The sequence below is a fragment of the Pseudonocardia sp. 2-7 genome (assembly GCF_056341085.1).
In genome coordinates, this window is record NZ_CP094507.1 from 3,285,604 (window position 1) to 3,307,031 (window position 21,428).

Here is a 21,428-nt window from a genome sequence, read left to right on the forward strand (position 1 = left end):
ACGGTAACCGTTACAGCCCGACAAATCGACCGGACTGGTCAGGAGAGGACCAGGCCGACGATCGTCGCGGTCCCGAAGACGAGCGTCACCACGTGCCCGAGCACGGCGAGCCCGCGGCGGCCGCGGCGGGTGCCGAGCACCACCGCCGTCGTCCAGGGCAGGTAGCCGAGCAGGGCGACGCCGAGGAACGGCAGGGTCAGTGCGGCGAGCACCCCGGTCGTCCCGGTGGGCACCGCACGGTCACCTGCGGGGGTCAGCTGCGCCGCGACGACCTCCCCGGCCGACGAGTCCGGCGAGGCGTCGACGGCGATCGGGTCACCGCCGGCGTCGGGGAGGAACAGGCCGTTGCAGTCGTAGCGGCCCTCCCCCAGGTCGGTGCAGTCGGTGACCTCCAGGACCCCGGGCGCGCCGACCGAGCCGGTGGCCAGGCGCAGGTCGTCGACGGCGAACCAGCCGCAGGCGAGCGCGAGCAGCAGCCACAGCGCCAGCAGGAACCCCATCCAGCCCGGGGTGGGGGTCTCCGGGTCGTCCCAGTCGACCTCGACGTCGGGGTTCCGGCGCTCACTCACACGCGCGAGTATCGCCGTCGCGCCCCGGGCACCCCATCATCATTTCTCGGTACACCGAGCCGCCCGTCCCACGATCCCGGAGGGTCCCCGCGATGCCCCTGTCCGCCGCCGCCGACGGCTTCCGACTGGCCTACGACCGTCACGGCGAGCCCGGCGCGCCGCCGGTCCTGCTGCTGCACGGCTGGCCGGGCGACCGGACGGACATGACCGCCGTCGCCGAGCGGCTGGCCCCCGCGCACGACGTCGTCGTTCCGGACCTGCGCGGGTTCGGCGGGTCCGACTCCCACGACCGCGACCCGGCCGAGCAGTACTCGGCGGCCGCGCAGGCGCGCTCGCTGACGGCGCTGCTGGTCGAGCTGGACCTGTCCGAGGTGGTCGTCGCCGGCTACGACGTCGGCAGCCGCGTCGGCCAGCAGGTCGCGAAGGACCGGCCCGGCCTGCTGCGCGCGCTCGTGGTCACCCCGCCCGCGCCGGGGGTCGGGCGGCGGATCCTCGCGGAGCGGCCCGTGCGCGAGTTCTGGTACCAGTCCTTCCACCAGCTCGACCTGGCCCGCGAGCTCGTCGACGGCGACGCCCGTGCCGCCCGCGCGTACCTGCGCCACTTCTGGTCGCACTGGTCCGGCCCGGAGTTCACCCCCGACGACGAGCGCCTCGACCAGCTCGCCGTCGCGTACGGGGCGCCGGGCGCGTTCGTCGCGTCGATCAACTGGTACCGCTCCGGCGGCGGCGCGGTGGCCCGCTCACTCGCCGAGACCACACCCGACCCGGCCGACCGCGTCACCGTCCCGACGACGTTCCTGTGGCCCGAGCACGACCCGCTGTTCCCGCGCGACTGGTCCGACCGGGTCGGGGAGTTCTTCGCCGACGTGACCGTCACCCCCGTCGACGGCGTCGGGCACTTCGTCCCGGTCGAGGCGCCGCAGGTGTTCGCCGACGCGGTGGCCGCGGCGGCCGCCCGGTAGGACCTGTCGTCGCGGCCGCCGCTGTGGTCCGATGATCGTCGTGGTCCGGGGATGGCGGTGGATCGGCGGAGCGGCGGTCGCGGTGCTGGCGCTCCTGGCGCTGCTGTCCTGGGTGCGCTGGGCCGGGCTGCCCGCGGACGTCGCCGTCCCCGCGACCACCGGCGGTCCCGTCGCGGTCACCGGGCCCGGGACCCGCTGGGTGTACCTGGAGACCCGCAGCGGCTACGGCTCCGCCGACGCGCTCCCGACGGTGACCGGCCCGTCCGGCCCGGTGCCGCTGGTCCCGGCGACGATGGACGAGACCTACTCCGTCGGTGCCCGCTCCGGCTTCCTGATCGGGTCGTTCGAGGTCGACGAGCCGGGCGTCTTCACGCTGTCCGCCGCGCCGGGGGCACGCGGGATCGGGGTCGCGCTGGTCGTCGCCGCGGCCGGGATCGCCCCGCTGATCCTGGCGATCCTGACGACGGTCGCGGCCGGCGTCGGCGCGATCGTGCTGCTGGTGCTGGTCCTGGTGCTGCGGCGACGCCCCCCACGCACGGCCCCGCCGCCGTGGACGGTGCACTGATGGGGACTCCGCGGGTGCACGACGACGGCGCGGTCCGGACGGTCACCCTGGACCGTCCCGAGGCCGCCAACGCACTGCACACGGGCGACGTCGACGCGATCACCGGGGCCGTCACCGACCTCCCGGACCGGGTGCGGGTCGTGGTGGTCACCGGGGCCGGGGACCGCGCGTTCGGCGCCGGGATGCACCTCGACGTGTTCCGCGACGCCGCCCCCGGCGACGGTCGCGCCATCATCACCCGGCTCGCGACCTGCCTGCGCGCGGTGCGCACCGCACCGGTGCCGACGATCGCCCGGCTGAACGGCGCCTGCCTCGGTGCGGCGTTCGAGCTGGCGCTGGCCTGCGACCTGCGCGTCGCCCACGCCGGGGTGCGGGTGGGGCTGCCCGAGGTGCGCCTCGGGATCCCGTCGGTGGTCGACGCGGCGCTGCTGCCCCGCTACGTCGGTGCCGCACTCGCCCAGGAGATGGTCCTGACCGGCAGCGTGCACCGGGTCGACGAGCCCGGGACGGCGCCGCTGGTGAACCGGCTCGTCGACTCCCCCGCCGGGCTCGACGCCGCCGTCGACGACCTCGTCGCGACGCTGCTCGCCCCGACCCGCGAGGTCCTGTCGGCGCAGAAGGAGCTGCTCGAGACCTGGCGCGAGCAGGGCATCACCGGCTCGGTGGAGGCGAGCGTCGACACCTTCGCGGAGGTGTTCGCGCTGCCCGCGACCCGCGACGCGATCGCGCGGTACCGCCCGTAGGGTCGCGCCATGGCCGTCACGACCAAGATCGCCGACCTGACCGGGCCCGGGTACACCGACCGGTTCGGGATCGGCGGCACCGACCTCGGCATCCTCGCCACCGCCCCGGACGGGCGCCTGGTCGCCGTCTTCGGCGACACGTTCGACCGGGCCGGTGTCGGCGGGCCCGGCTGGCGCTCCCCGGTCGTGCTGTTCGCCGACCCCGACGACGTCCGCGGCGGCCTGCGCTGGACCGGCTCCGGCGGCGACACGGCCGACTACGCCTGCCGCCTGGTCAGCAAGCCGGCGACGAACTGGTTCCGGCTGCACCGGCGCGTCACCACGATCCTGCCGGCCGACGTCATCACCGTCGGCGACACGATGTACCTGCACGTCATGGCCAACAAGGGCCTCGGCAACGTGCTGTGGAGCGAGATCGTCGCCTCCCGCGACAACGGCGTCACCTGGCAGCGGACCGGCTGCGACTGGCCCGGCGACCACCACGACGGCCTGTTCCAGCAGCTGACCTGGTGCGAGGGCGGCGACGGCTACGTCTACGCCTACACCACCGGCTTCCAGCGCCGCGACGGCCTGCTGCTGCACCGGGTGCCCGCCGACCGGATCACCGACCGCGACGCGTGGGAGCCGTGGGGCTTCGCCGGGGAGCGCTGGGACTGGGGCAACCCGCCGACGCTGACCCTCCCCGGCGCGTTCGGCGAGCTCAACCTGCGCCGGGTGCCCGGCCCGGACGGTCGCGAGCACCTGCTGCTCACCGTCTTCGACGCCGGGAACTACCGGATCGACACACTGCTGCTCGACCGCCCGAACGCCGACCTGCACCGCGCCCCGCGGACCACGGTGCTCACCGGCTGCGGCTGGGACGACGAGGACCACGCCACCGGCCGCGTCGCACAGCTCTACGGCGGCTACGTCGTCCCCGGCTCGACGCTCGACGACCTGCACCTGGTCGTCAGCCAGTGGAACACCACGACCAACTGGCCCTACCGGGCGATGCAGTTCCGGACGGACGTCACGGAGCTGCTGCGGACGGAGTAACCCCAGGTCCCGGCGTCATGAGAAGTGGGTATCTCCCGGCCGGGACCGCATCCGGACGGGGGCTCCGCTCGTAGGGGACTCCATGAGCTCGGAGCACGACGGGACGCGCCCCTTCACCGCGACGGTCGTCGTCGGTGGCTGTCCCCTCACCGCCGAGGAGCTGCGCGTGCTGGCGCGGACGCTGCCCGAGCTGTCCCGGGTGCGGACCGCGCGCCACGAGGGCGGGCTGTTCCTGCAGGCGCGCCTCGACGACGTCGACGGCGCCGCCGCCGTGCGACGGCTGCGCCGCGCGGTGCCGCGGTTGCTGACCGGGTTCCCCGGTGTCGTCGTCGCGGCCGGCCCCGGGCCGGCGCCCCGGTCGCGGACGCCGTGGTGGCGCCCGGTGGTCAGCCCGGTTCCCGCTCCCCGGGCGGCAGGAGGCTGAAGTACCAGCGGCCCGCCTCCTCGGTGACCGACAACGTCACCAGCACCGGTCCCGAGCGCACCTCGACCCGGTCCGGCCCGGTGGGCAGCACGGCGGGCGCCCCGGCCGCCTGGAGGCGTTCGACGTAGTCGTCGACGAATCCGCGGTCCGGGGCGTCGAGCAGCAGCTCGTGCAGCCGGGCGCCGCCACCGTCGGGGGTCCGCAGCGCGGCCTCGCCCCGCTCGTAGAGCGCGGCCCGGTCGTCGGCACCGCGCTCCCCCGCCGCCGCGATCAGCGTGACGGTCCCGACGATCCACGCCCCGACGAACGCGACGGCGATCCACCCCAGCAGGGTGCGGGTGCGCGCAGGACGTCTCATCAGGCCGAGACTGTGTCATACCGGACACCGTCGTCCGCCGCACACCGGTCGCCGTTCACCGGTCCGTGCCGGTGCTCACCCGAACCCCGCGGGTACCCGTACTCGTAGACCCGGGTGGAGGTGGTCGACGGTGGCCCGATGGTGGCGGCCCGTGCTGCTGGTGACGCTGGTGGCCGCGGGCTCCGCGGTACTGCTGGTCACCGGCTGGCCGACGGTCGAGGGCGTCCGTGCGACGACGGCGTCCGCGGGCTGGGCGGCACCGGTCCTGTTCACCCTGCTGTTCGTCGGGTTCACCCTGGTCCCGGCGCCCGCGACCGTGATGGGCATCGCCGCCGGGGTCCTGTTCGGCCTGCCCGTCGGCCTGGCGACGACGATGACCGCCGTCGCCGTGGGCTCGCTGATCGGCTTCGTGCTGTCGCGGACGCTGGGCCGCGAGGTCGTCGCCGGGATCGGCAGCGCCCGCATCCGCCGTCTCGACGCGCGGCTGCGCCGGGGCGGGCTGTGGGCCGTCGCCGGGGGCAGGCTGCTGCCGGTGATCCCGTTCCCGGTGCTGAGCTACGCCTGCGGGCTGACCGCGATCCGGCTGCGTGACTACCTGGCCGGGTCGGTGCTCGGGGTGGCGCCCTCGGCGGTGGCGTTCGTGACGATCGGCGCCTACGGCGGGGACCCGGCCTCGGTGCCGTTCGTGGCGGCCGTAGCCGGGCTGGTGCTCCTGACGGCCGCCGCACTCGTCGCCGGGCGACGACGGCGGCGACGCACGGAGCCCGGTGCCGCTCCGCCGGTCCCGCCGGTCCCGGTGGGCTGAGGCCCGGCTGCCCGACCCCGCCCCGGCGCCGCCCGGGCCGCGCCCGCCGAGTCCCGGGCCACGCCGATGTCGATCAGTACCTCAGCGCTGTTCGCCCGTCCCCCGACCGCCCTGAGGTACTGATCGATCCGGAGGTCAGGCCGAGACGACGGTCCCCACGTGCTCCCCGGCGAGGGCCTTCGTCAGGTTCCCGGCGACGGTCCCGTCGATGATCTGCACCGACCGGACGTGCCGGGCGCGCTGCAGCGTGCGCAGCGCCTCGCGGTCGATCGGCAGGGTCCGGGCGGCGTCGGCGAGCAGGTCGGCCGCGGACGCCTCGCGGAGCAGGGTGTCCCCGTCGAGCACGCCGCCGACGTCGCGGACGTAGGTCAGCGAGGCCGCGCCCCACGCGTCGGCCAGCAGCAGCGCGCCGGTGTCGGTGCGGTGGGCCGGGATCTTCCCGGCCGCCGTCGGCAGCTCGTGCACGCCGTAGGGCGGGTAGCCGTTGGTGACGGCGGCGTTCGACGCGGCCAGGTGCACCGGCAGCTGGTGGGCGACGGTGTCGTGCCCGAGGTAGGCGACGCCCTGCTCGGCGAGCAGCGCGGCGACCAGGTGCCCGTTCTGCTCGGCCTCACGGCCGGCGATCTCGGCGAGCGCACCGGTCGGCAGGCCGAGGTCGAGGCCGACGCCGAGCGCGTGCCGGGCACGGATCCCGGCACCGGTGGCGATCAGCAGCGGGTCGCCGGAGATCGCGGCGCGCAGCTCCTCGACGAGCGGCAGCAGCACGTCGCGGCCGCGGTCGACGATCGAGCGGCCGCCGAGCACGACCACGCGCAGGCGGGGCAGCATCCGGATGACCGGCTGCTGCTGGTCGACGGGGCGGACCTGCTCGCGGTCGAGCAGGGTCTGGCGGGCCAGCGGGGACTCGACGTCCTTGGGGTGGGTGGTGCTCATCGGGCGTCTCCCGCGGTGATGATCGTGCCCACGTGCTCGCCGGCGAGCGCGCGGGTGAGGTTGCCGGGCTTGAGACCGTTGACGATCTGGATCGAGCGGACGTGCGTCGCGTGCCGCATGAGCTCCAGCACCGGGCGCTCGACGATCAGGTCGGGCAGGTCCCGCTCGACGAGCTCGTCGACGGTGATCTCGGGGATCAGGGTCGCCGACGGGTCGTTCTTCGGGTTCGCGGTGTAGAGACCGTCCTCGTCCTTGACGAAGATCATGTTCTTGCAGCCGTAGGTCTCGGCGACCAGGTAGCAGCCGGCGTCGGTGCGGTAGGGCGGGATGACGCCCTCGTCGGGCAGCGGCTGCCACATGGCGTACGGCGGCATGCCGGCGAAGATCGCCGCGCGGACCTCGGACAGCGACAGCGGCAGCGCGTCGAACCCGCCCCCGGCGACCGGCACCCCGTGCCGGGCCATCAGGTAGCCGAGCATGGTGGCGTTCTGCCCGGCGACGGCGCTGCCGACCGAGCTGAGCACACCGGTGGGCAGGCCGAGCCCGGCGGCCAGGGAATACGCGTGCCGGGCCCGGGTGCCGCCGCCGGTGCCGATCAGCAGCCGGTGCGCGGACCGGGCCTCCAGGAGCTCCTCGACCAGCGGGAACACGGCCTCGCGGCCGCGGTCCATGAAGCTCTGGCCGCCGACCTTGACCACGGACACGTCGGGCAGGACCCGGATGTCGGGGGTCCGCTCGGTGGCCGCGGCGAGCTCCGGGTCGTCGAGCGACCGGGTCAGCAGCAGCGACTCGAGCTCGGCCGCGCTCGCGGCGTGCGTCATCGCATCTCCTCGTGTTCCGATGCGCGCACCCGGACGGGCGGCGCGTCCGGCGCGAACCTAGCGACTCCGGGCCGCGTCGTGCCCGACGACGCCACGGACACCCCGACCGGACTGCGGTACCGGGACCGGGCGCCGCGCCGTCGGCGCGGCCGGTCGTGCACGACCGGCCCGCATCCGCCGGTCTCGACCCCATCCGAGTGATCCACACCACTGTCCGGCGTCCGTTCCGCAGCTCCGACTCATCCCGCGCTCCGACCCCGCACCCGCGGCACACGCGCGGCGTCGCACAGGTTCCGGTCCCGCCGCCCATGTCCGGAGGTGTGCGGTGCGGTCGGACGCCATGCGGCGCGGGTCCGGTGGGGCGGCGGCCGCCCGCCGTCGGACCGGGTACCTCCCGGGCGGCCGGGAGCGGTGGCGCCGGCGGCGCGGCCGGGTGCGGGAAGGGCGGCGCGGACGCGGTCACCCTGGGGTGCGGAGGCGGAAGGTGCCGGTGGGCGCGTCGAAGGCCAGCTCGTCGGTGTCGAACGCCGCCCCCACCGCCCCGAAGGCCGCCAGCTCACCGGGCGTCCCCGTGTGCAGCGCGCCCGCGCCGTCGAGCAGCCAGGCCCGGTCCGCCAGACGCAGTGCCGGCTCCAGGTCGTGGGTGGACAACAGCACCGCGAGGTCCTGCTCTCCCGCCAGCCGGCGCAGCGTGCCGAGCAGCGCGACCCGGGAGGAGACGTCGAGGAACGCGCTCGGCTCGTCGAGCAGCAGCAGCGAGGGCTGCTGGGCCAGTGCGCGGGCGACCATCATCCGCTGCCGCTCGCCGTCGGACATCCGGGCCAGCGGGCGTCCGGCCAGCGGGCCGGCGCGGACCGCGTCGATCGCGGCGTCGACGGCGGCCTCGTCGTCGGCGGTGAGCACGCCGGTGGCGCCGGTGTGCGGCAGCCGCCCCAGCTCGACGACGTCGCGGCCGGTCAGCTGCCCCGGGTCCGGCCGGTCGGTCAGCACCACCCCGACCCGGCGGGCCCGCTCCGGTGCGCGCAGCCCGAGCAGGTCGGTGTCGTCGAGGGTGACCGTGCCGCCCAGCGCGGGCAGCAGCCCGGCGAGGGTCCGCAGCAGGGTGGACTTGCCCGCGCCGTTCGCCCCGAGCAGCACGGTCAGCTCGCCCCGTGCGGCGACGGCGTCCACCCCGGACAGCACCGGGCGCACCCGGCCGCGGCGCAGCGCCCCGCCCTCGGCGTACCCGACGTCGAGCCCGGACAGCACCAGCCCGGCGCTCACCAGGCCGCGCCCAGGCGTCGGGAGCGCAGGAGCACCGCGATCACGACCGGCGCCCCGACCAGCGAGGTCACCACGTTCAGCGGGATCACCGTGCCCAGCCCCGGCGGGTTCGCGACGACCGCGCAGGCCAGCCCGACCAGCGCACCGGTCAGGGCGGTGGCCGGGACGAGCACCCGGTGCCGCGAGGTGCCGACCGCCATCCGGGCGAGGTGCGGCACGGCGATGCCGAGGAACCCGATCGGTCCGCAGAACGCGGTGACCGTCCCGGCCAGTACGGCGGCGACGAGCAGCACGACCAGCCGCACCCGGGCGACGTCGACACCGGCGGTGCGGGCGTAGTCGTCGCCGAGCAACAGCCCGTCGAGCGGCTTGGCCAGCAGGATCACCGCCAGCAGCCCGGCCGCGACGATCCCGCCGAGGACCGGCAGCTCGCCGCGGCCGACGCCGGACACCGAGCCGAGGCCCCACATCAGGTACTGCTGCGCGGTGCGCGGGTCGGTCCAGACCAGCAGCAGGCTGACCACCGAGGTGACCGCCGACCCCAGCATCACGCCGATCACGAGCAGTGCGGTGACCGACCGGGCGAACCGCGACAGTGCCAGCACCAGCGCGAGCACGGCGGCGGCACCGACCGCCGCGGCCACGACCGTCGTGAGCCGCCCCCCGACGACCGGTGCGGCGCCGAGCCCGCCGGTGGCGAACGCGGCGGTCCCCGCGGCCGCGCCGAGCGTGGTCACCAGCGCGACGCCCAGCCCGGCTCCGGCGCTGACCCCGAGTACGTAGGGCTCGGCCAGCGGGTTGCGGAACAGGGTCTGGGTGAGCAGCCCCGCGGTGCCCAGCCCGACGCCGACGGCCGCCGCGGTCACCGCCCGCGGGACCCGCAGGTCGGTGACGAGCAGGTCGAGCCGGGCGTCGGTGGTGCCGATGCCGAGCAGCGCCGACAGCGTCCGGTCGAGCCCGATCACCACCGACCCGGTCGAGACGGCCAGGGCGAACAGCACGACGACACCGGTGGCGAGCACGGCCAGGACCAGCGGCGCCCGGCGTCCCGAGCGTTGTCCGGCCCGGTCCGGGACCCGGGTCGCCGGAGCGGGCGACGCCGGCGCGGCCGGCCTCATCCGGCGGGCACCTGCCGGTAGTAGGTGAACGCGTGCCCGGGCAGGGCCTGCGGGTGCAGGATCGCGACGAGGTCGGCGAGGATCTCGTCCTGGTGGAGCGCGCCGCGCTCGTAGAGGGCGTTGCCGCCGTCGGCGGTGGTGGCCCTGTCGCGGGTCCACAGCTGCCCGCCGGGGCGGGCCGCGGCGAGCGAGGACAGCCGCGGGTCGAGTGTCGCGACGTCGGCGGTCGTGGCGAACGGGCCGTCGGCGAGCCAGATGCGGGCGTCGCCGTCGTCGGCCAGCACCCGCTCCAGCGACTGCGCCTGGGTGCCGGTGCCGGGCATCCCGGCGCCCAGCCAGGTGGCGCCGGCGTCGCGGAAGAGGATGCCCGCGGTCGACTCGGCGGCCGGGACGTTCCAGGTGCCCTGGTAGGGCTGCCCGGCGACGATCGGGGTCGGCGGCAGGCCGCGCACGCGACCGGCGAGGTCGGTGTAGCGGCCCGCGATGCCGTCGAAGACCTCCGCGGCGCGGGCGTCCTGCCCGGTCAGCGCACCGACGACCTTGATCCACTCGGCCTGGCCGAGCGGGCCGGTCTCCAGGTAGTCCGCCCAGCCGACCACCGGGATCCCGGCGGCGGCCAGCGCCGGGAAGGCCGGGTCGTCGGTCCCCGCCGACAGCACGACCGGCGGCGCGGCGGCGACGACGGCCTCGGCGTCGATCGTGGAGTTCGGCGCGAAGTCGACGGCGGCACCGGACTCGACGCGACCGCGCACGGCCGGGTCGGTGACCAGCGCGGCCCCGCCGACGCCGGTGATCCGGTCGAGCCCACCCAGTTCGGTGATCATCGGCAGCTGGGTGGTCGAGCCGGCGAAGATCCCGCTCACCGGGGTGTGCACCACCGGGGCCCCGGCGAGCGCCGCGGGCAGCGCCGGGTCGCCCTGTCCGCAGCCGACGAGCACGACCGACTGCGGCTGCCCACCCGGGAAGGGCGTGCGGACGGTCAGGACCCGGTAGCCGTCGCCGCCGGTGATCGTGACGTTGGTGGCGTGGCCGAAGGCGACCGTGTCGTCCGGGGCGGATCCGGCGCCGGGCACGCAGTCCTGTGCCGCCGCTCCGGTCCCGCCGGGGGCCTGCGGTGCCGCGGCGGGTGCCGAGCACCCGGCGACGACGGACAGTGCGAGCAGGGCCGCGAGGACCCACCGAGGACGCGTCACCTGAACAGTCTCACATATGTGGATCAGGCCCCGACGAAGTCGGAGAGCCCGTCCAGGAGCCGGTCGACGTCGGCGTCGTCGGTGTAGCAGGCGAGCCCGATCCGCAGGGATCCGGTGTCCCCCAGGCCGAGCCGCCGCGAGCACTCGAGCGCGTAGAACGACGAGGCGGGCGCCGCGATCCGTCGCTGCGCCAGGTGCCGGTAGGCGTCGGCGGCGTCGCGGTCGTCGAAGGTCACCAGCAGGGTCGGGGTCCGCCGGGCCGCCCGGGAGCGCACCGTGACCCCGGGCAGGGCGGCGAGGTGGGTCTCGATGCGCTCGCGCAGCGGCCGCTCGTGCTCCTCCACCGCGGCCATCGACGCCTGCAACCGCGCCCGGCGGTCCCCGGTCGCCGACGGGTCCAGGGCGGCGAGGAACTCGACGGCGGCGGTGGTCCCGGCGAGCAGCTCGTAGGGCAGGGTGCCGAGCTCGAAGCGCTCGGGCACCGCGTCGCTCGACGGCGCCAGCTTCGCCGGGCGCAGGGTCTCCAGCAGCGCCGGGTCGGCGGCGAGCACCCCGCAGTGCGGGCCGAGGAACTTGTAGGGCGAGCAGGCGTAGAAGTCGGCGCCGACCGCGGCGACGTCGATCGGGGCGTGGGCGGTCAGGTGCACGCCGTCGACCATGAACAGCGCCCCGGCGGCATGCACGGCTGCGGCGATCGCGGGCAGGTCGGGGCGGGTCCCGACCAGGTTGGACGCCCCGGTCACCGCGACGAGCCGGGTGCGGTCGGACAGCAGCGGCGTCACGTCGTCGAGCTCGGTGGTGGCGGGGTCGAAGTCGAGCCACCGGACCGTCACCCCGGCCGCCTGCGCGGCGGTCACCCAGGGGCGGATGTTCGCGTCGTGGTCGAGGCGGGTCACGACGATCTCGTCGCCCGGCGACCAGGTCGCGGCCAGCGTGCGGGCGAGGTCGAAGGTCAGCGCGGTCATGCTGCGCCCGAACACGATCCCGCGCGGGTCCGCGCCGAGCAGGTCGGCGGTCGCGGCGCGGGCGCCGAGCACGATCGCGTCGGCGGCGCGCTCACCGCTGGTGACCGTCCCGCGGTTGGCCAGCGGCGAGGTCATGGCGGCGGCCACCGCCCCGGCGACGGCGTCGGGGACCTGGGAGCCGCCGGGCCCGTCGAAGTGGGCGATCCCGGCGCGCAGGGCGGGGAAACGGCTGCGGACGGCGGCGACGTCGTAGCTCATGGCCGGAACCCTGTCACGTCGGCGCCCCGGACGCGCCCGGGCAACGATCACATGTCGTCGGGGTGTCGTACCGCCCGTGTGGGTGACATGCGGGCCATCATCCTCGGCATGTCGAGGTCCTGGGAGCACTCGCGCGGGCGCCACACCCCACGCCGGCGGCGACGCTCGGTGCACCGCCGCACCTGGGCGGTGCTCGCGACCTCGCTGGTCGCACTGGTGGTCCTGCTCGCGGGCGGGACCGCCGCGATGGCGGGCGGCCGGATCGGTGACACCGTCGGCGGCGGCGTCGACTCGCTGGCCCGCAACCTCGCCGGTGCCGTCGACCGCCTCCGTCCGGCCCCGGCCGTGCCGCCCGCACCCCCCGTCCCCGAGGTCCTCACCAGCGTCCCGGCCGGCGGTGCCCCGGTCGCCCCGCGCAGCCCGGTCCGCACCGAGGTCAGCACCGGGACCCTCGACGGCGTCGCACTCACCGCCGACGGCGACGACGGGCCGGTCACCGTCGCGGGCACCCTGTCCCCCGACGGCCGCAGCTGGACCGCCACCGAGCCGCTGGACCTCGCCACCACCTACCACTGGTCGGGCAGCTGGGTGCTGGGCCCGCAGGACCGGCGCCCGGTGCCCCCGGCCCCGTTCACCACCGTCGACCCCGACGACACCGTCGACGCCACCATGAACATCCGCGACGGCGGCGAGGTCGGCATCGGCGCCCCGGTCGTGCTCACCTTCGGCGAGAAGCTCCCCGACGCCGCGAAGGCCACCGTCGAGCGGGCGCTGCGTGTCACCGCGTCGCGGACGGTCGAGGGTGCCTGGGCGTGGCTGCCCGACACCGCCGAGGGCTCGCGGGTGCACTACCGCCCGAAGGCCTACTGGCCCGCGCACACGCAGGTCCACGTGCGGGGCGCGCTGCGCGGCCTCGACCTGGGCGACGGCACCTTCATGACGGAGGACCTGGACCGGACCTTCACCGTGGGACGCAGCCAGATCGTGAAGGCCGACACCCGCAGCCACGCGATCGTCGTCGTCCGCGACGGCGCGGAGGTCGCCCGCTACGACGCCTCCTACGGCCTGGAGTCCGACCCCCGCCGGGTGACCCGCTCGGGCATCCACGTGGTCATGGCCAGGTCGGAGAAGGTGCTGATGAGCAACCCCGACTACGGCTACGTCGACGAGCCCCAGTTCTGGGCGGTCCGGATCTCCAACAACGGCGAGTTCATCCACGCCAACCCCGCCTCGTCGTGGGCACAGGGCAACCGCAACGTCAGCCACGGCTGCATCAACCTGTCCACCCGTGACGCGAAGGAGTTCTTCGCGGGCGCCGTGTTCGGCGACCCGGTCGAGGTGACCGGCAGCTCGCAGCCGCTGACCGCCCGCGACGGCGACCTCTACGACTGGACGATCCCCTGGGACGAGTGGCGCTCGCTGAGCGCGCTGTCCTGACCGCCCCTTCCCCGGTCCTCCGGTGGACCGCCCGCCGGGGACGCCTCCGCACGAACCGGACCGCTTGGTCCGGGACTGATCGGTCCGCAATGGTCGACCCGACCCGGCACCGACGGAAGGCGCCCCATGCCCCTCTGGACCGTCCACCACAGCGCGGACTGCCTCGGCCCCGACGACCGACGCACCCTGGCCGAGGGCATCACGGGGATCTACTCCGTGCTGCCGTCGTTCTACGTCGGCGTGGTGTTCCAGGCGGCCGAGCCCGGCGCCCTGTTCATCGGCGGAGCCCCCCCGGGAGCGGTTCGTCCGGATCCAGGTGGACCACATCGCCCGCACCCTGCCCGACGCGTCCGCGCGCGACCGTCTGATCGGGCGGGTCGGCGACCTCCTGACCCCCTTCATGGCCGAGCGCTCCCTGGACTGGGAGCTCCACGTCGACGAGACCTCCCGTGACCTCTGGCTCATCCAGGGGATGCGCCCACCGGGCCCCGGGACCCCGGGCGAGCGCCTGTGGGCCGAGCGCGGCGCACCGGTCCCCTACGACGACGCCGCCGCGAGCCGTTTCTGATGCCGGCACCCGGAGCGGGACCGGCCGGCCCCGGCACGACGGCGCACCCGGACCGATCGGTCCGTTACCATCGACGGATGGCTCGCACCCCCGCCCCGGGCACCCGGGAGCGCATCCTCACCACCGCGTCGCGGCTGTTCTACGCGCACGGGGTCCGCGCGATCGGGATGAACCGGATCATCGACGAGGCGGGTACCGGGAAGAACCTGCTCTACCAGCACTTCACCACCAAGGACGACCTGGTCGCGGGCTACCTCGCCCGGGTCCGCGAGCGTCGGGCGGACGCGATCCACCGGGCCCTCGACGCGGCGGGCGACGACCCGCGCGCCCGTCTGGTCGCGCTGGTCGGCGAGCTCGGCGACCTGGTGACCCGCACGGGCTCGCGCGGCTGCGCCTTCCGCAACTACCTCGTCGAGTTCCCCGCCGACGACGCCGCGGGTACCACCGACGCCGCCGACACCGCCGCCGGGGCCGACACACCCGCGGTCCTGGCCCGGGAACACCTGGCGGACGTTCGGGCGATCATCGACGGACTGGTCGGCGAGCTCGGGACCGACGACCCCGGCCGGCTCGCCGACGAGCTCTGCCTGCTCGTCGACGGGCTGTTCATGCAGGCCGCCCACCGCGACCCGGCCGACGTCCGGCGCGGCGCCGACACCGCTGTACGGCTCACCCGGCACCTCGTCGGGGCCTGACCCCACGACCCGTCGTACCCGTCCCACCTGCCCGTACGCCGGGTCGGACCGATCGGTCCGTCACGAGAGGACACCCATGACCGCGCCCCGGCCCGGTGCCGTGCTGCTGATCACGTCTGCGGCGGCGTTCCTGTCCAGCCTCGACCTGTTCATCGTCAACATCGCCTTCCCCGACATCCGCGCGTCGTTCCCCGGCACCGACCTCGGGCAGATGTCGTGGATCCTCAACGGCTACACGGTGGTGTTCGCGGCGTTCCTCGCCCTCGCCGGGCGGCTCGGCGACCGCTTCGGGCACAAGCGGATCCTCCTGACCGGGCTCGCCGTGTTCACGCTCGCGTCGGTCGCGTGCGCGGTGGCGCCGACCGTGTGGCTGCTGGTGGCGGCGCGGGCGGTGCAGGCCGTGGGGGCGGCGTTCGTCATGCCCACCTCGCTGTCGCTGCTGCTCGCCGCGTACCCGGCCGAGCACCGCAGCCGCGCCGTCGGCGCGTGGGCCTCGATCGGCGCGGTCGCCGCGGCGCTGGGCCCACCCCTGGGCGGGCTGCTCGTGCAGGCGTCGTGGCACTGGGTGTTCCTGGTGAACGTCCCGGTCGGGGTCGCGGCGCTGCTGGCCGGGGCGCGGGTGCTGCGCGAGTCGGACGTCGCACCGACCGGGATGCCCGACCTGCTCGGCGCCCTGGCCCTGGTCGTGGGCATCGGCGCGCTCGCCTTCGCCCTGGTCCGCGCTCCGGATCACGGGTGGCTCTCGGCGGAGGTCCTCACCGCCGGCGGGATCGCGGTCCTCGGCCTGGTCGCGGTCGTCCTGCGGTCGCGGCGGCACGCCGTCCCGGCCCTGGACCTCGCCGTCGTCCGGGTGCCGGCCGTCGGGTTCGCCGCGCTGACGATGGTGGCCTTCACGTGCGGGTTCGCCGGGATGCTGGTCGTGAACGTGCTCTACCTGACCGGGACCTGGGGCTGGACGGCGCAGCTCGCGGGCCTGGCCCCCGCACCGGGGCCGATGGTCGTGGTCGTCGTATCGAGGCTCGCCGGTCAGCTGTCGGCGCGGATCGGGACCGGTGCGACGGCGGCACTCGGTGCCCTCGCCTTCGCGGCCGGGCCCGTCTGGTGGCTGGCCCACCTGGGCCTCACGCCCGACTACGCCGCAGGCATGCTCCCCGGGCAGCTGCTCACCGGGCTCGGCGTCGGGCTGATCCTGCCCACGCTCTCGTCCGTGGTCGGTTCCGCGCTGCCCGCACCGCAGTGGGGTTCGGGTTCGTCGCTGATCAACACCGCCCGCCAGGTCGGGTCCGTGCTGGGCGTGGCCCTGCTCGTCTCGGTGATCGGCGTGCACACCACCGGGCTGCCGTCGGAGTTCGGCTCGGTCCGGGCCGGGTGGGTGCTCCTCGCGGGGTCGGCGGTCGTCGCCGCGCTCCTCGCGCTCGTGCTCGCCGCAGCCGAACGACGGCCGGCTCGGGTCACCGCGGATCCCGACACCGCGGTCGGCTCCCCCGTCGACGCCCACGCCGACGGTCGGATGCGCGGCGTCCCACCCGTGGGCGCGGGATCGTCCGGGACGGCCGCGGGCGGCCGCTGGCCGGAGCGGTCGGCACGGTGATCGACGCCGGCGGCGCCGAGCTGGCCCGGGCGGTGACCGGACCCGACAGCCGGCTCGCCGTCCCGGTGGACGGCGCCCGGGTCGCGCCGGGCACGCACGTGGTCCTCGTGGTGACCGAGGCGGGTCACCACCCCGGGCCCACCGAGTGCCGATGGGCGGTGAGACGGCCCTGTCGCTGGTGCGGCGGGACGCGCCGGTGGCCGACCCGCCCTGACCCGGTCGCCGTCTCCCGCGGGGGCACGTCACCGCTAGCGGATCCGGCGTTCCTCCCCTGCCCACGCCTCCTCGCGCAGCACGAACTTCTGGATCTTCCCGGTGGAGGTCTTCGGCAGCTCGGCGAAGGTGACCCGCTTGGGGGCCTTGAACCGCGCCAGTCGCCCGCGCACGTGCTCGACGATCTCGTCCTCGGTGGCGCTCTCGCCCTCGCGCAGGGTCACCCACGCGGCCGGGACCTCGCCCCACCGCTCGTCGGGGACGGCGATCACCGCGACCTCCAGCACGGCCGGGTGGTCGGCGATGGCCTGTTCCACCTCGACGCTGGCGATGTTCTCCCCACCGGAGATGATCACGTCCTTCGAGCGGTCACGGAGCTCGACGTAGCCGTCGGGGTGCATGACGCCGATGTCGCCGGTCCGGAACCAGCCGTCCGGCGCGGCGTCGCGGGTGGCCTGCTCGTCGTCGAGGTAGCCGAGCATCACGTTGTTGCCGCGCAACGCGATCTGGCCGGTCGTCTCCCCGTCGGCGGGGACGTCGGTGCCGTCGTCGTCGATCACCCGGACCGCACAGGCGATCATGTTCCCGACGCCCTGGCGGGCCTTCATCCGGGCCCGGGCGTCGGCGTCGAGGTCGTTCCACTCCGGACGCCAGTCGCAGATCATCGCCGGGCCGAACGTCTCGGTGAGCCCGTAGAGGTGGGTCACCTCGAACCCGAGCTCGGCCATCCGGCGCAGGATCGCCGGGCTCGGCGGTGCTCCCCCGGTCGCGACGGCCACCGGGGTCTCCACCGGCCCGGCCTCCGGCGCGTAGGCGATCATCGACAGCACGGTGGGGGCGCCGTTGAGGTGGGTGACGCCCTGGTCGCGCACGAGCTCCCAGATCCGGGCCGGCTCGACCTTCGGCAGGCAGACGTGGGTGGCGGCGGCCGCGGTGACCGCCCAGGGGAAGCACCAGCCGTTGCAGTGGAACATCGGCAGCGTCCACAGGTGCACCGACGACGCGGTCAGCCCGGTGTGGCCGACCATCGCGAGCGCCTGCAGGTAGGCGCCCCGGTGGTGGTACATCACGCCCTTCGGGTTCCCGGTGGTCCCGGACGTGTAGTTGATCGACAGCAGGCCGCGCTCGTCGGCGGGCCGCACCGCGGTGGGCTTCCCCTCCTCGACGAGGCGCTCGTAGTCCGGGCCGACCCGCACCGTGTGCGGCGGGGTGTCGAGGCGGGTGACGACCTCGGCGACGAGGTCGTCGAACACCGGGTCGGCCACCAGCACCGAGGCGTGGGAGTGCTCCAGGATGTAGGCGACCTCGCCCGCCGAGAGCCGGGTGTTGACCGCGACCAGCGCCGTCCCCGACCACGGGACCGCGTGCGCCGCCTCCAGCCCGACGTGGGTGTTCGGCACGAGGACCGCGACCGGGCGCCCGTCGTGCAGCGCGGCGAGCGAGCCCGCCAGGCGCCGGCAGCGGTCGCGGAACTCGGTGTAGGTGAACCGCAGGTCGCCGTCGACGACCGCGACCCGGTCGCCGTGCGCCGCCGCGGCCCGGTCGAGGAACGCCGTGGGGGTCAGCGGCTCGTAGGACAGGTCCACCAGGTCGGCCGGGACACCCGCCGGGTGGACGGGGACGGGAGCCTCGTCGGTCATCCCCCGAGCCTCCCCGCCGGCGCCCGGGCACGCAATCGCCCCGCCCGCCCGGTGACCCGGCGTCCGCGCACGGTGATCCCGCCCGCACGGTGGACCCGCCCGCCCGGTGACCCGCCGTCCGCGCACGGTGGTCCCGCCCGCACGGTGATCCCGACCGCACGGTGATCCCGACCGCACGGTGATCCCGACCGCACGGTGATCCCGACCGCACGGTGATCCCGACCGCACGGTGATCCCGACCGCACGGTGATCCCGACCGCACGGTGATCCCGACCGCAGCGTGATCGCGAGCCCGCGCGTGATCCGCCGTCCGCGCGGTGATCCACTCCGCGCGCGTGTCCGGACGCGCGCGCGGAGCGGATCACCGCGCGCATCGCCGATCACCGGTTCGGCCGGCCACCGACGGCCGGCTCCGTCGACAACCTGCTCCGTCGATCGCCGCACCGCCGGCCACCGGCACCACCGAGCACCGGCACCACCGAGCACCGGGCCCCGTCGATCACCGCACCGCCGGCCACCGGCACCACCGACCACCGCACCGCCGGCCACCGGCACCACCGACCACCGACCCCGTCGACCACCGGCTCGGCGGCGGCCCTGTCCACGTCGTGGCGGGCTGGGTTACGTTCGCAGTGGCAACGAGGCTCGTCGGGAGGCGGACGCGATGGCGTGGGACTTCAGCACCGATCCGGAGTTCGAGGAGAAGCTGAAGTGGATGCGCGGCTTCGTCCGCGACGAGATCATCCCGCTCGAGACCCTCGACCTGGACCGGGAGACCTTCGCCCGGATCACCGCCCCGCTCAAGGAGCAGGTCAAGGAGCAGGGCCTGTGGGCCGCGCACCTGCCCCCGGAGCTCGGTGGCGGCGGGTTCGGCCAGGTCTCCCTCGGGCTGATGCACGAGATCCTCGGCCAGTGCCGCTACGCGCCGGGGGTGTTCGGCAACCGGGCCCCCGACTCGGGCAACGCCGAGCTGCTCGCGATCGGCGGGTCGCCGGAGCAGAAGGAACGCTGGATGCACCCGCTGCTGCGCGGTGAGCTGCGGTCCTGCTTCTCGATGACCGAGCCCGGCGCCGGTGCGGACCCGACGATGCTGTCCACCCGGGCCGTGCGCGACGGCGACGACTACGTCATCAACGGCCACAAGTGGTTCTCCTCGAACGCCACCGGCTCGGACTTCCTGATCGCGATGGTGGTGACCGACCCGGACGCGCCCCCGTACCAACGGGCCTCGATGATCGTCGTCCCGACCGACACCCCGGGGGTCGACGTGGCCCGCGACATCCCGGTGATGGACCACCCCGACGTCGGCGGCGAGATCTACGGCGGCCACGCCGAGGTGTTCTACCGCGACGTCCGGGTGCCGGCGACGAACCTGGTCGGCAACCCCGGCGACGGCTTCAGGCTCGCCCAGCAGCGGCTCGGCCCAGGGCGCATCCACCACGCGATGCGCTGGCTGGGCCAGTCCCGGCGGGCGTTCGACATGCTGTGCGAGCGCGCGGTGTCGCGGACGGCGAGCGGCACGCGGCTCGCCGACAAGCAGATGGTGCAGGACATGATCGCGCAGTCCGCTGCGGACATGGCCGCGGCGCGGCTGCTGACCCTGCACGCGGCGTGGACGATGGACCAGGTCGGCGCCTCGAACGCCCGGATCGAGATCGGGATGATCAAGTACTGGGGCGCGAAGGTGCTGCACGACGTGATCGACCGCGCGATCCAGGTGCACGGCTCGCTGGGCTTCTCCGGGGATCTGCCGCTGGAGCAGATGTACCGGGCGGCCCGTGCCGCGCGCATCTACGACGGCCCCGACGAGGTGCACAAGGAGTCCGTCGCACGACGCATCCTGCGCGGCTACACCCCGGTGGAGGTCCCCACCGAGCACGTCCCGACCCGCACCGAGGCCGCGCGCCGGAAGTTCGCGGAGTACCTGGACACCGCGGCGGCGAACGCCTGATGCTCAGGCCGGCGTGGACTTCTGCGCCGGCCCGGCGGCGAGGTCGGCGCGGTAGTCCGCGACCAGCGCGTTCATCGCGGTGAGGAAGCGGGCCGCGGCGGCGAGCTCGTCGTCGTCGAAGCCGGCGAGCACGGCGTCCATCCGGGCGCCGAGCGGGCCGAAGAACGCCCCGCCGACCTCGGCGGCGTTCTCGGCCTGGCGCAGGGTCACCCGCCGCCGGTCGGTGGACTCGCGGCTGCGGCGCACGTGGCCCGCGCGCTCCAGGCGGTCGACGAGCGCGGTCGTCGCACCCGTGGACAGCCCGAGCCGGGCGCCGAGGACGCCCGGGGTCAGCGGTTCGCCCGCGGAGTCCGCGCGCATCACCGCGAGCAGCGCGTGCAGGTCGGTGGGGTGCAGCCGGTGCCGCCCGGCGAACTCCTGGCCGAGCAGCTCGGCCTCGCCCGCGTAGTCCTGCAGCAGCGCGACCAGGTCCTCACGTCGCGTCCGGGCAGGCATGCCGACGAGCCTAGTCGCGTGCGGCGACACACCGGGCGCGGGTCAGCGCCCCGTCCAGCGCGGCGAGCGCTTCTCCAGGAAGGCCGCGATCCCCTCGGTCCTGTCCGCGGACCGGTCGATCGCCGCCGAGGCGATCTCGGTGGCGTTCCAGCCGCGCTCGTCCGGCTCGGACACCACACGGTCCAGCGCGCGCAGCGACACCGACACCGCCAGCGGCGAGTTCTCGCACACCGCGGCCGCGAGCGCGAGCGCCGCGGCCTCCGCCCCGCCCGGCTCGACGAGCTCGGAGACCAGGCCCAGGGTGTACGCGCGCTCGGCGTCCAGCGGTCGCCCGGTGACCAGCAGCTGCTTGGCGATGTTGAGCGGCAGCGGCCGCGGCGCCCGGAACAGCGCCCCGCAGTTCGCGACCAGGCCGCGGGCGACCTCGGGCAGCCCGAACCGCGCCGTCGTCGACGCGACGACCATGTCGCAGGCCAGCACGATCTCGAACCCGCCGCCGTAGGCGACGCCCTCGACGGCGGCGATCAGCGGGCGCCGCCGGTCGCGCCGGACGACGCCGTAGTTGCCGCCGCGCGGCGTCGGCCCGCCGGAGCCCGCCGCCAGGTCGGTGCCCGCGCTGAACGCCGTCGCGTCCCCGGCGAGCACACCGCACCACAGGTCCGGGTCGTCGTCGAGGGAGTTGAGCGCCTCGTCGAGCCCCGCCGTCATCGCCGCGTCGACGGCGTTGCGCTTGTCCGGCCGCGTCATCCGGATCAGGAGCACGTGCCCGTGCCGCTCGGTGGTCACCCGTGTCCCCGTCATGCCGTCCGTCACGATCGTGACTGTA

At 75.3% G+C, this 21,428-nt stretch carries 21 protein-coding genes and 1 pseudogene; 11 read left to right on the top strand and 11 right to left on the bottom strand.

The window, feature by feature from the left end:
- Nucleotides 1–38: 38 nt before the first annotated feature.
- Nucleotides 39–569, bottom strand: coding sequence for a hypothetical protein (locus MTO91_RS15935; protein WP_251782273.1), 531 nt, complete (start codon nt 567–569; stop codon nt 39–41).
- Nucleotides 570–661: 92 nt separating this feature from the next.
- Between MTO91_RS15935 and MTO91_RS15940 the strand changes: the two genes are divergently transcribed.
- The 5 genes from MTO91_RS15940 (at nt 662) to MTO91_RS15960 (ending at nt 4,298) form a co-directional block, all read left to right on the top strand.
- On the top strand, nt 662–1,531 hold the full coding sequence (locus MTO91_RS15940; RefSeq protein WP_476651685.1) for an alpha/beta fold hydrolase: 870 nt from the start codon (nt 662–664) through the stop codon (nt 1,529–1,531).
- Between the two features lie 31 nt (nt 1,532–1,562).
- A complete protein-coding gene (locus MTO91_RS15945) occupies nt 1,563–2,096 on the top strand; it encodes a hypothetical protein (protein ID WP_251782271.1) in 534 nt (177 codons plus the stop codon).
- On the top strand, nt 2,096–2,839 hold the full coding sequence (locus MTO91_RS15950) for an enoyl-CoA hydratase/isomerase family protein (protein WP_476651687.1): 744 nt from the start codon (nt 2,096–2,098) through the stop codon (nt 2,837–2,839). Before MTO91_RS15945 ends, MTO91_RS15950 begins: the two co-directional genes overlap by 1 nt.
- A 9-nt stretch (nt 2,840–2,848) precedes the next feature.
- Nucleotides 2,849–3,874 (top strand): DUF4185 domain-containing protein, encoded by a 1,026-nt coding sequence (locus MTO91_RS15955; protein ID WP_476651688.1) that lies wholly within the window; start codon nt 2,849–2,851, stop codon nt 3,872–3,874.
- Between the two features lie 82 nt (nt 3,875–3,956).
- Nucleotides 3,957–4,298 carry a hypothetical protein gene (locus MTO91_RS15960; RefSeq protein ID WP_476651689.1) on the top strand — a complete coding sequence of 114 codons (342 nt, stop codon included), beginning with the start codon at nt 3,957–3,959 and terminating at the stop codon, nt 4,296–4,298.
- Here MTO91_RS15960 and MTO91_RS15965 read toward each other — a convergent pair.
- On the bottom strand, nt 4,261–4,656 hold the full coding sequence (locus MTO91_RS15965) for a hypothetical protein (protein WP_346104944.1): 396 nt from the start codon (nt 4,654–4,656) through the stop codon (nt 4,261–4,263). The genes MTO91_RS15960 and MTO91_RS15965 overlap by 38 nt on opposite strands.
- Before the next feature lie 130 nt (nt 4,657–4,786).
- Here MTO91_RS15965 and MTO91_RS15970 point away from each other — a divergent pair, with 130 nt between their 5' ends.
- Nucleotides 4,787–5,461, top strand: a complete 675-nt coding sequence (locus MTO91_RS15970; protein WP_476651690.1) for a TVP38/TMEM64 family protein — start codon at nt 4,787–4,789, stop codon at nt 5,459–5,461.
- A 135-nt stretch (nt 5,462–5,596) separates the two neighbouring features.
- Here MTO91_RS15970 and MTO91_RS15975 read toward each other — a convergent pair whose 3' ends face one another.
- From MTO91_RS15975 to MTO91_RS16000, 6 genes are all read right to left on the bottom strand, one after another.
- A complete protein-coding gene (locus MTO91_RS15975; RefSeq protein WP_476651691.1) occupies nt 5,597–6,394 on the bottom strand; it encodes an amino acid kinase family protein in 798 nt (265 codons plus the stop codon).
- Nucleotides 6,391–7,215, bottom strand: a complete 825-nt coding sequence (locus MTO91_RS15980; RefSeq protein WP_476651693.1) for an amino acid kinase family protein — start codon at nt 7,213–7,215, stop codon at nt 6,391–6,393. Before MTO91_RS15980 ends, MTO91_RS15975 begins: the two co-directional genes overlap by 4 nt.
- A gap of 459 nt (nt 7,216–7,674) precedes the next feature.
- Nucleotides 7,675–8,478, bottom strand: coding sequence for an ABC transporter ATP-binding protein (locus MTO91_RS15985; RefSeq protein WP_476651695.1), 804 nt, complete (start codon nt 8,476–8,478; stop codon nt 7,675–7,677).
- Entirely contained in the window at nt 8,475–9,596 is a 1,122-nt protein-coding gene (locus MTO91_RS15990; protein ID WP_476651696.1) for an iron chelate uptake ABC transporter family permease subunit, read from the bottom strand. Before MTO91_RS15990 ends, MTO91_RS15985 begins: the two co-directional genes overlap by 4 nt.
- Complete coding sequence (locus tag MTO91_RS15995; protein ID WP_476651697.1) at nt 9,593–10,789, bottom strand: ABC transporter substrate-binding protein; 1,197 nt, start codon at nt 10,787–10,789, stop codon at nt 9,593–9,595. The genes MTO91_RS15990 and MTO91_RS15995 overlap by 4 nt, the downstream gene beginning before the upstream one ends.
- 23 nt (nt 10,790–10,812) lie before the next feature.
- Entirely contained in the window at nt 10,813–12,012 is a 1,200-nt protein-coding gene (locus MTO91_RS16000) for a cysteine desulfurase-like protein (protein WP_476651699.1), read from the bottom strand.
- A 108-nt stretch (nt 12,013–12,120) separates the two neighbouring features.
- On the opposite strand from MTO91_RS16000, the gene MTO91_RS16005 reads away from it, so the two are divergent.
- The 4 genes and pseudogenes from MTO91_RS16005 (at nt 12,121) to MTO91_RS16020 (ending at nt 16,303) form a co-directional block, all read left to right on the top strand.
- The gene (locus MTO91_RS16005) at nt 12,121–13,449 is read left to right on the top strand and encodes a L,D-transpeptidase (RefSeq protein ID WP_476651701.1); all 1,329 of its coding nucleotides are present in this window, start codon (nt 12,121–12,123) and stop codon (nt 13,447–13,449) included.
- Between the two features lie 126 nt (nt 13,450–13,575).
- A pseudogene (locus MTO91_RS16010) lies at nt 13,576–14,017 on the top strand (tautomerase family protein).
- Nucleotides 14,018–14,094: 77 nt separating this feature from the next.
- Complete coding sequence (locus tag MTO91_RS16015) at nt 14,095–14,712, top strand: TetR/AcrR family transcriptional regulator (RefSeq protein WP_405416719.1); 618 nt, start codon at nt 14,095–14,097, stop codon at nt 14,710–14,712.
- Nucleotides 14,713–14,788: 76 nt separating this feature from the next.
- Nucleotides 14,789–16,303 (top strand): DHA2 family efflux MFS transporter permease subunit, encoded by a 1,515-nt coding sequence (locus tag MTO91_RS16020; RefSeq protein ID WP_476651702.1) that lies wholly within the window; start codon nt 14,789–14,791, stop codon nt 16,301–16,303.
- Between the two features lie 248 nt (nt 16,304–16,551).
- Here MTO91_RS16020 and MTO91_RS16025 read toward each other — a convergent pair whose 3' ends face one another.
- Complete coding sequence (locus MTO91_RS16025) at nt 16,552–18,156, bottom strand: AMP-binding protein (protein ID WP_476651704.1); 1,605 nt, start codon at nt 18,154–18,156, stop codon at nt 16,552–16,554.
- A gap of 664 nt (nt 18,157–18,820) precedes the next feature.
- On the opposite strand from MTO91_RS16025, the gene MTO91_RS16030 reads away from it, so the two are divergent.
- The gene (locus MTO91_RS16030; RefSeq protein ID WP_476651705.1) at nt 18,821–20,107 is read left to right on the top strand and encodes an acyl-CoA dehydrogenase family protein; all 1,287 of its coding nucleotides are present in this window, start codon (nt 18,821–18,823) and stop codon (nt 20,105–20,107) included.
- A gap of 3 nt (nt 20,108–20,110) precedes the next feature.
- On the opposite strand, the gene MTO91_RS16035 is transcribed toward MTO91_RS16030, so the two are convergent.
- The gene (locus MTO91_RS16035; RefSeq protein ID WP_062395807.1) at nt 20,111–20,602 is read right to left on the bottom strand and encodes a MarR family winged helix-turn-helix transcriptional regulator; all 492 of its coding nucleotides are present in this window, start codon (nt 20,600–20,602) and stop codon (nt 20,111–20,113) included.
- A gap of 42 nt (nt 20,603–20,644) precedes the next feature.
- Nucleotides 20,645–21,415, bottom strand: coding sequence for an enoyl-CoA hydratase-related protein (locus MTO91_RS16040; protein ID WP_476651707.1), 771 nt, complete (start codon nt 21,413–21,415; stop codon nt 20,645–20,647).
- Nucleotides 21,416–21,428: the final 13 nt, after the last annotated feature.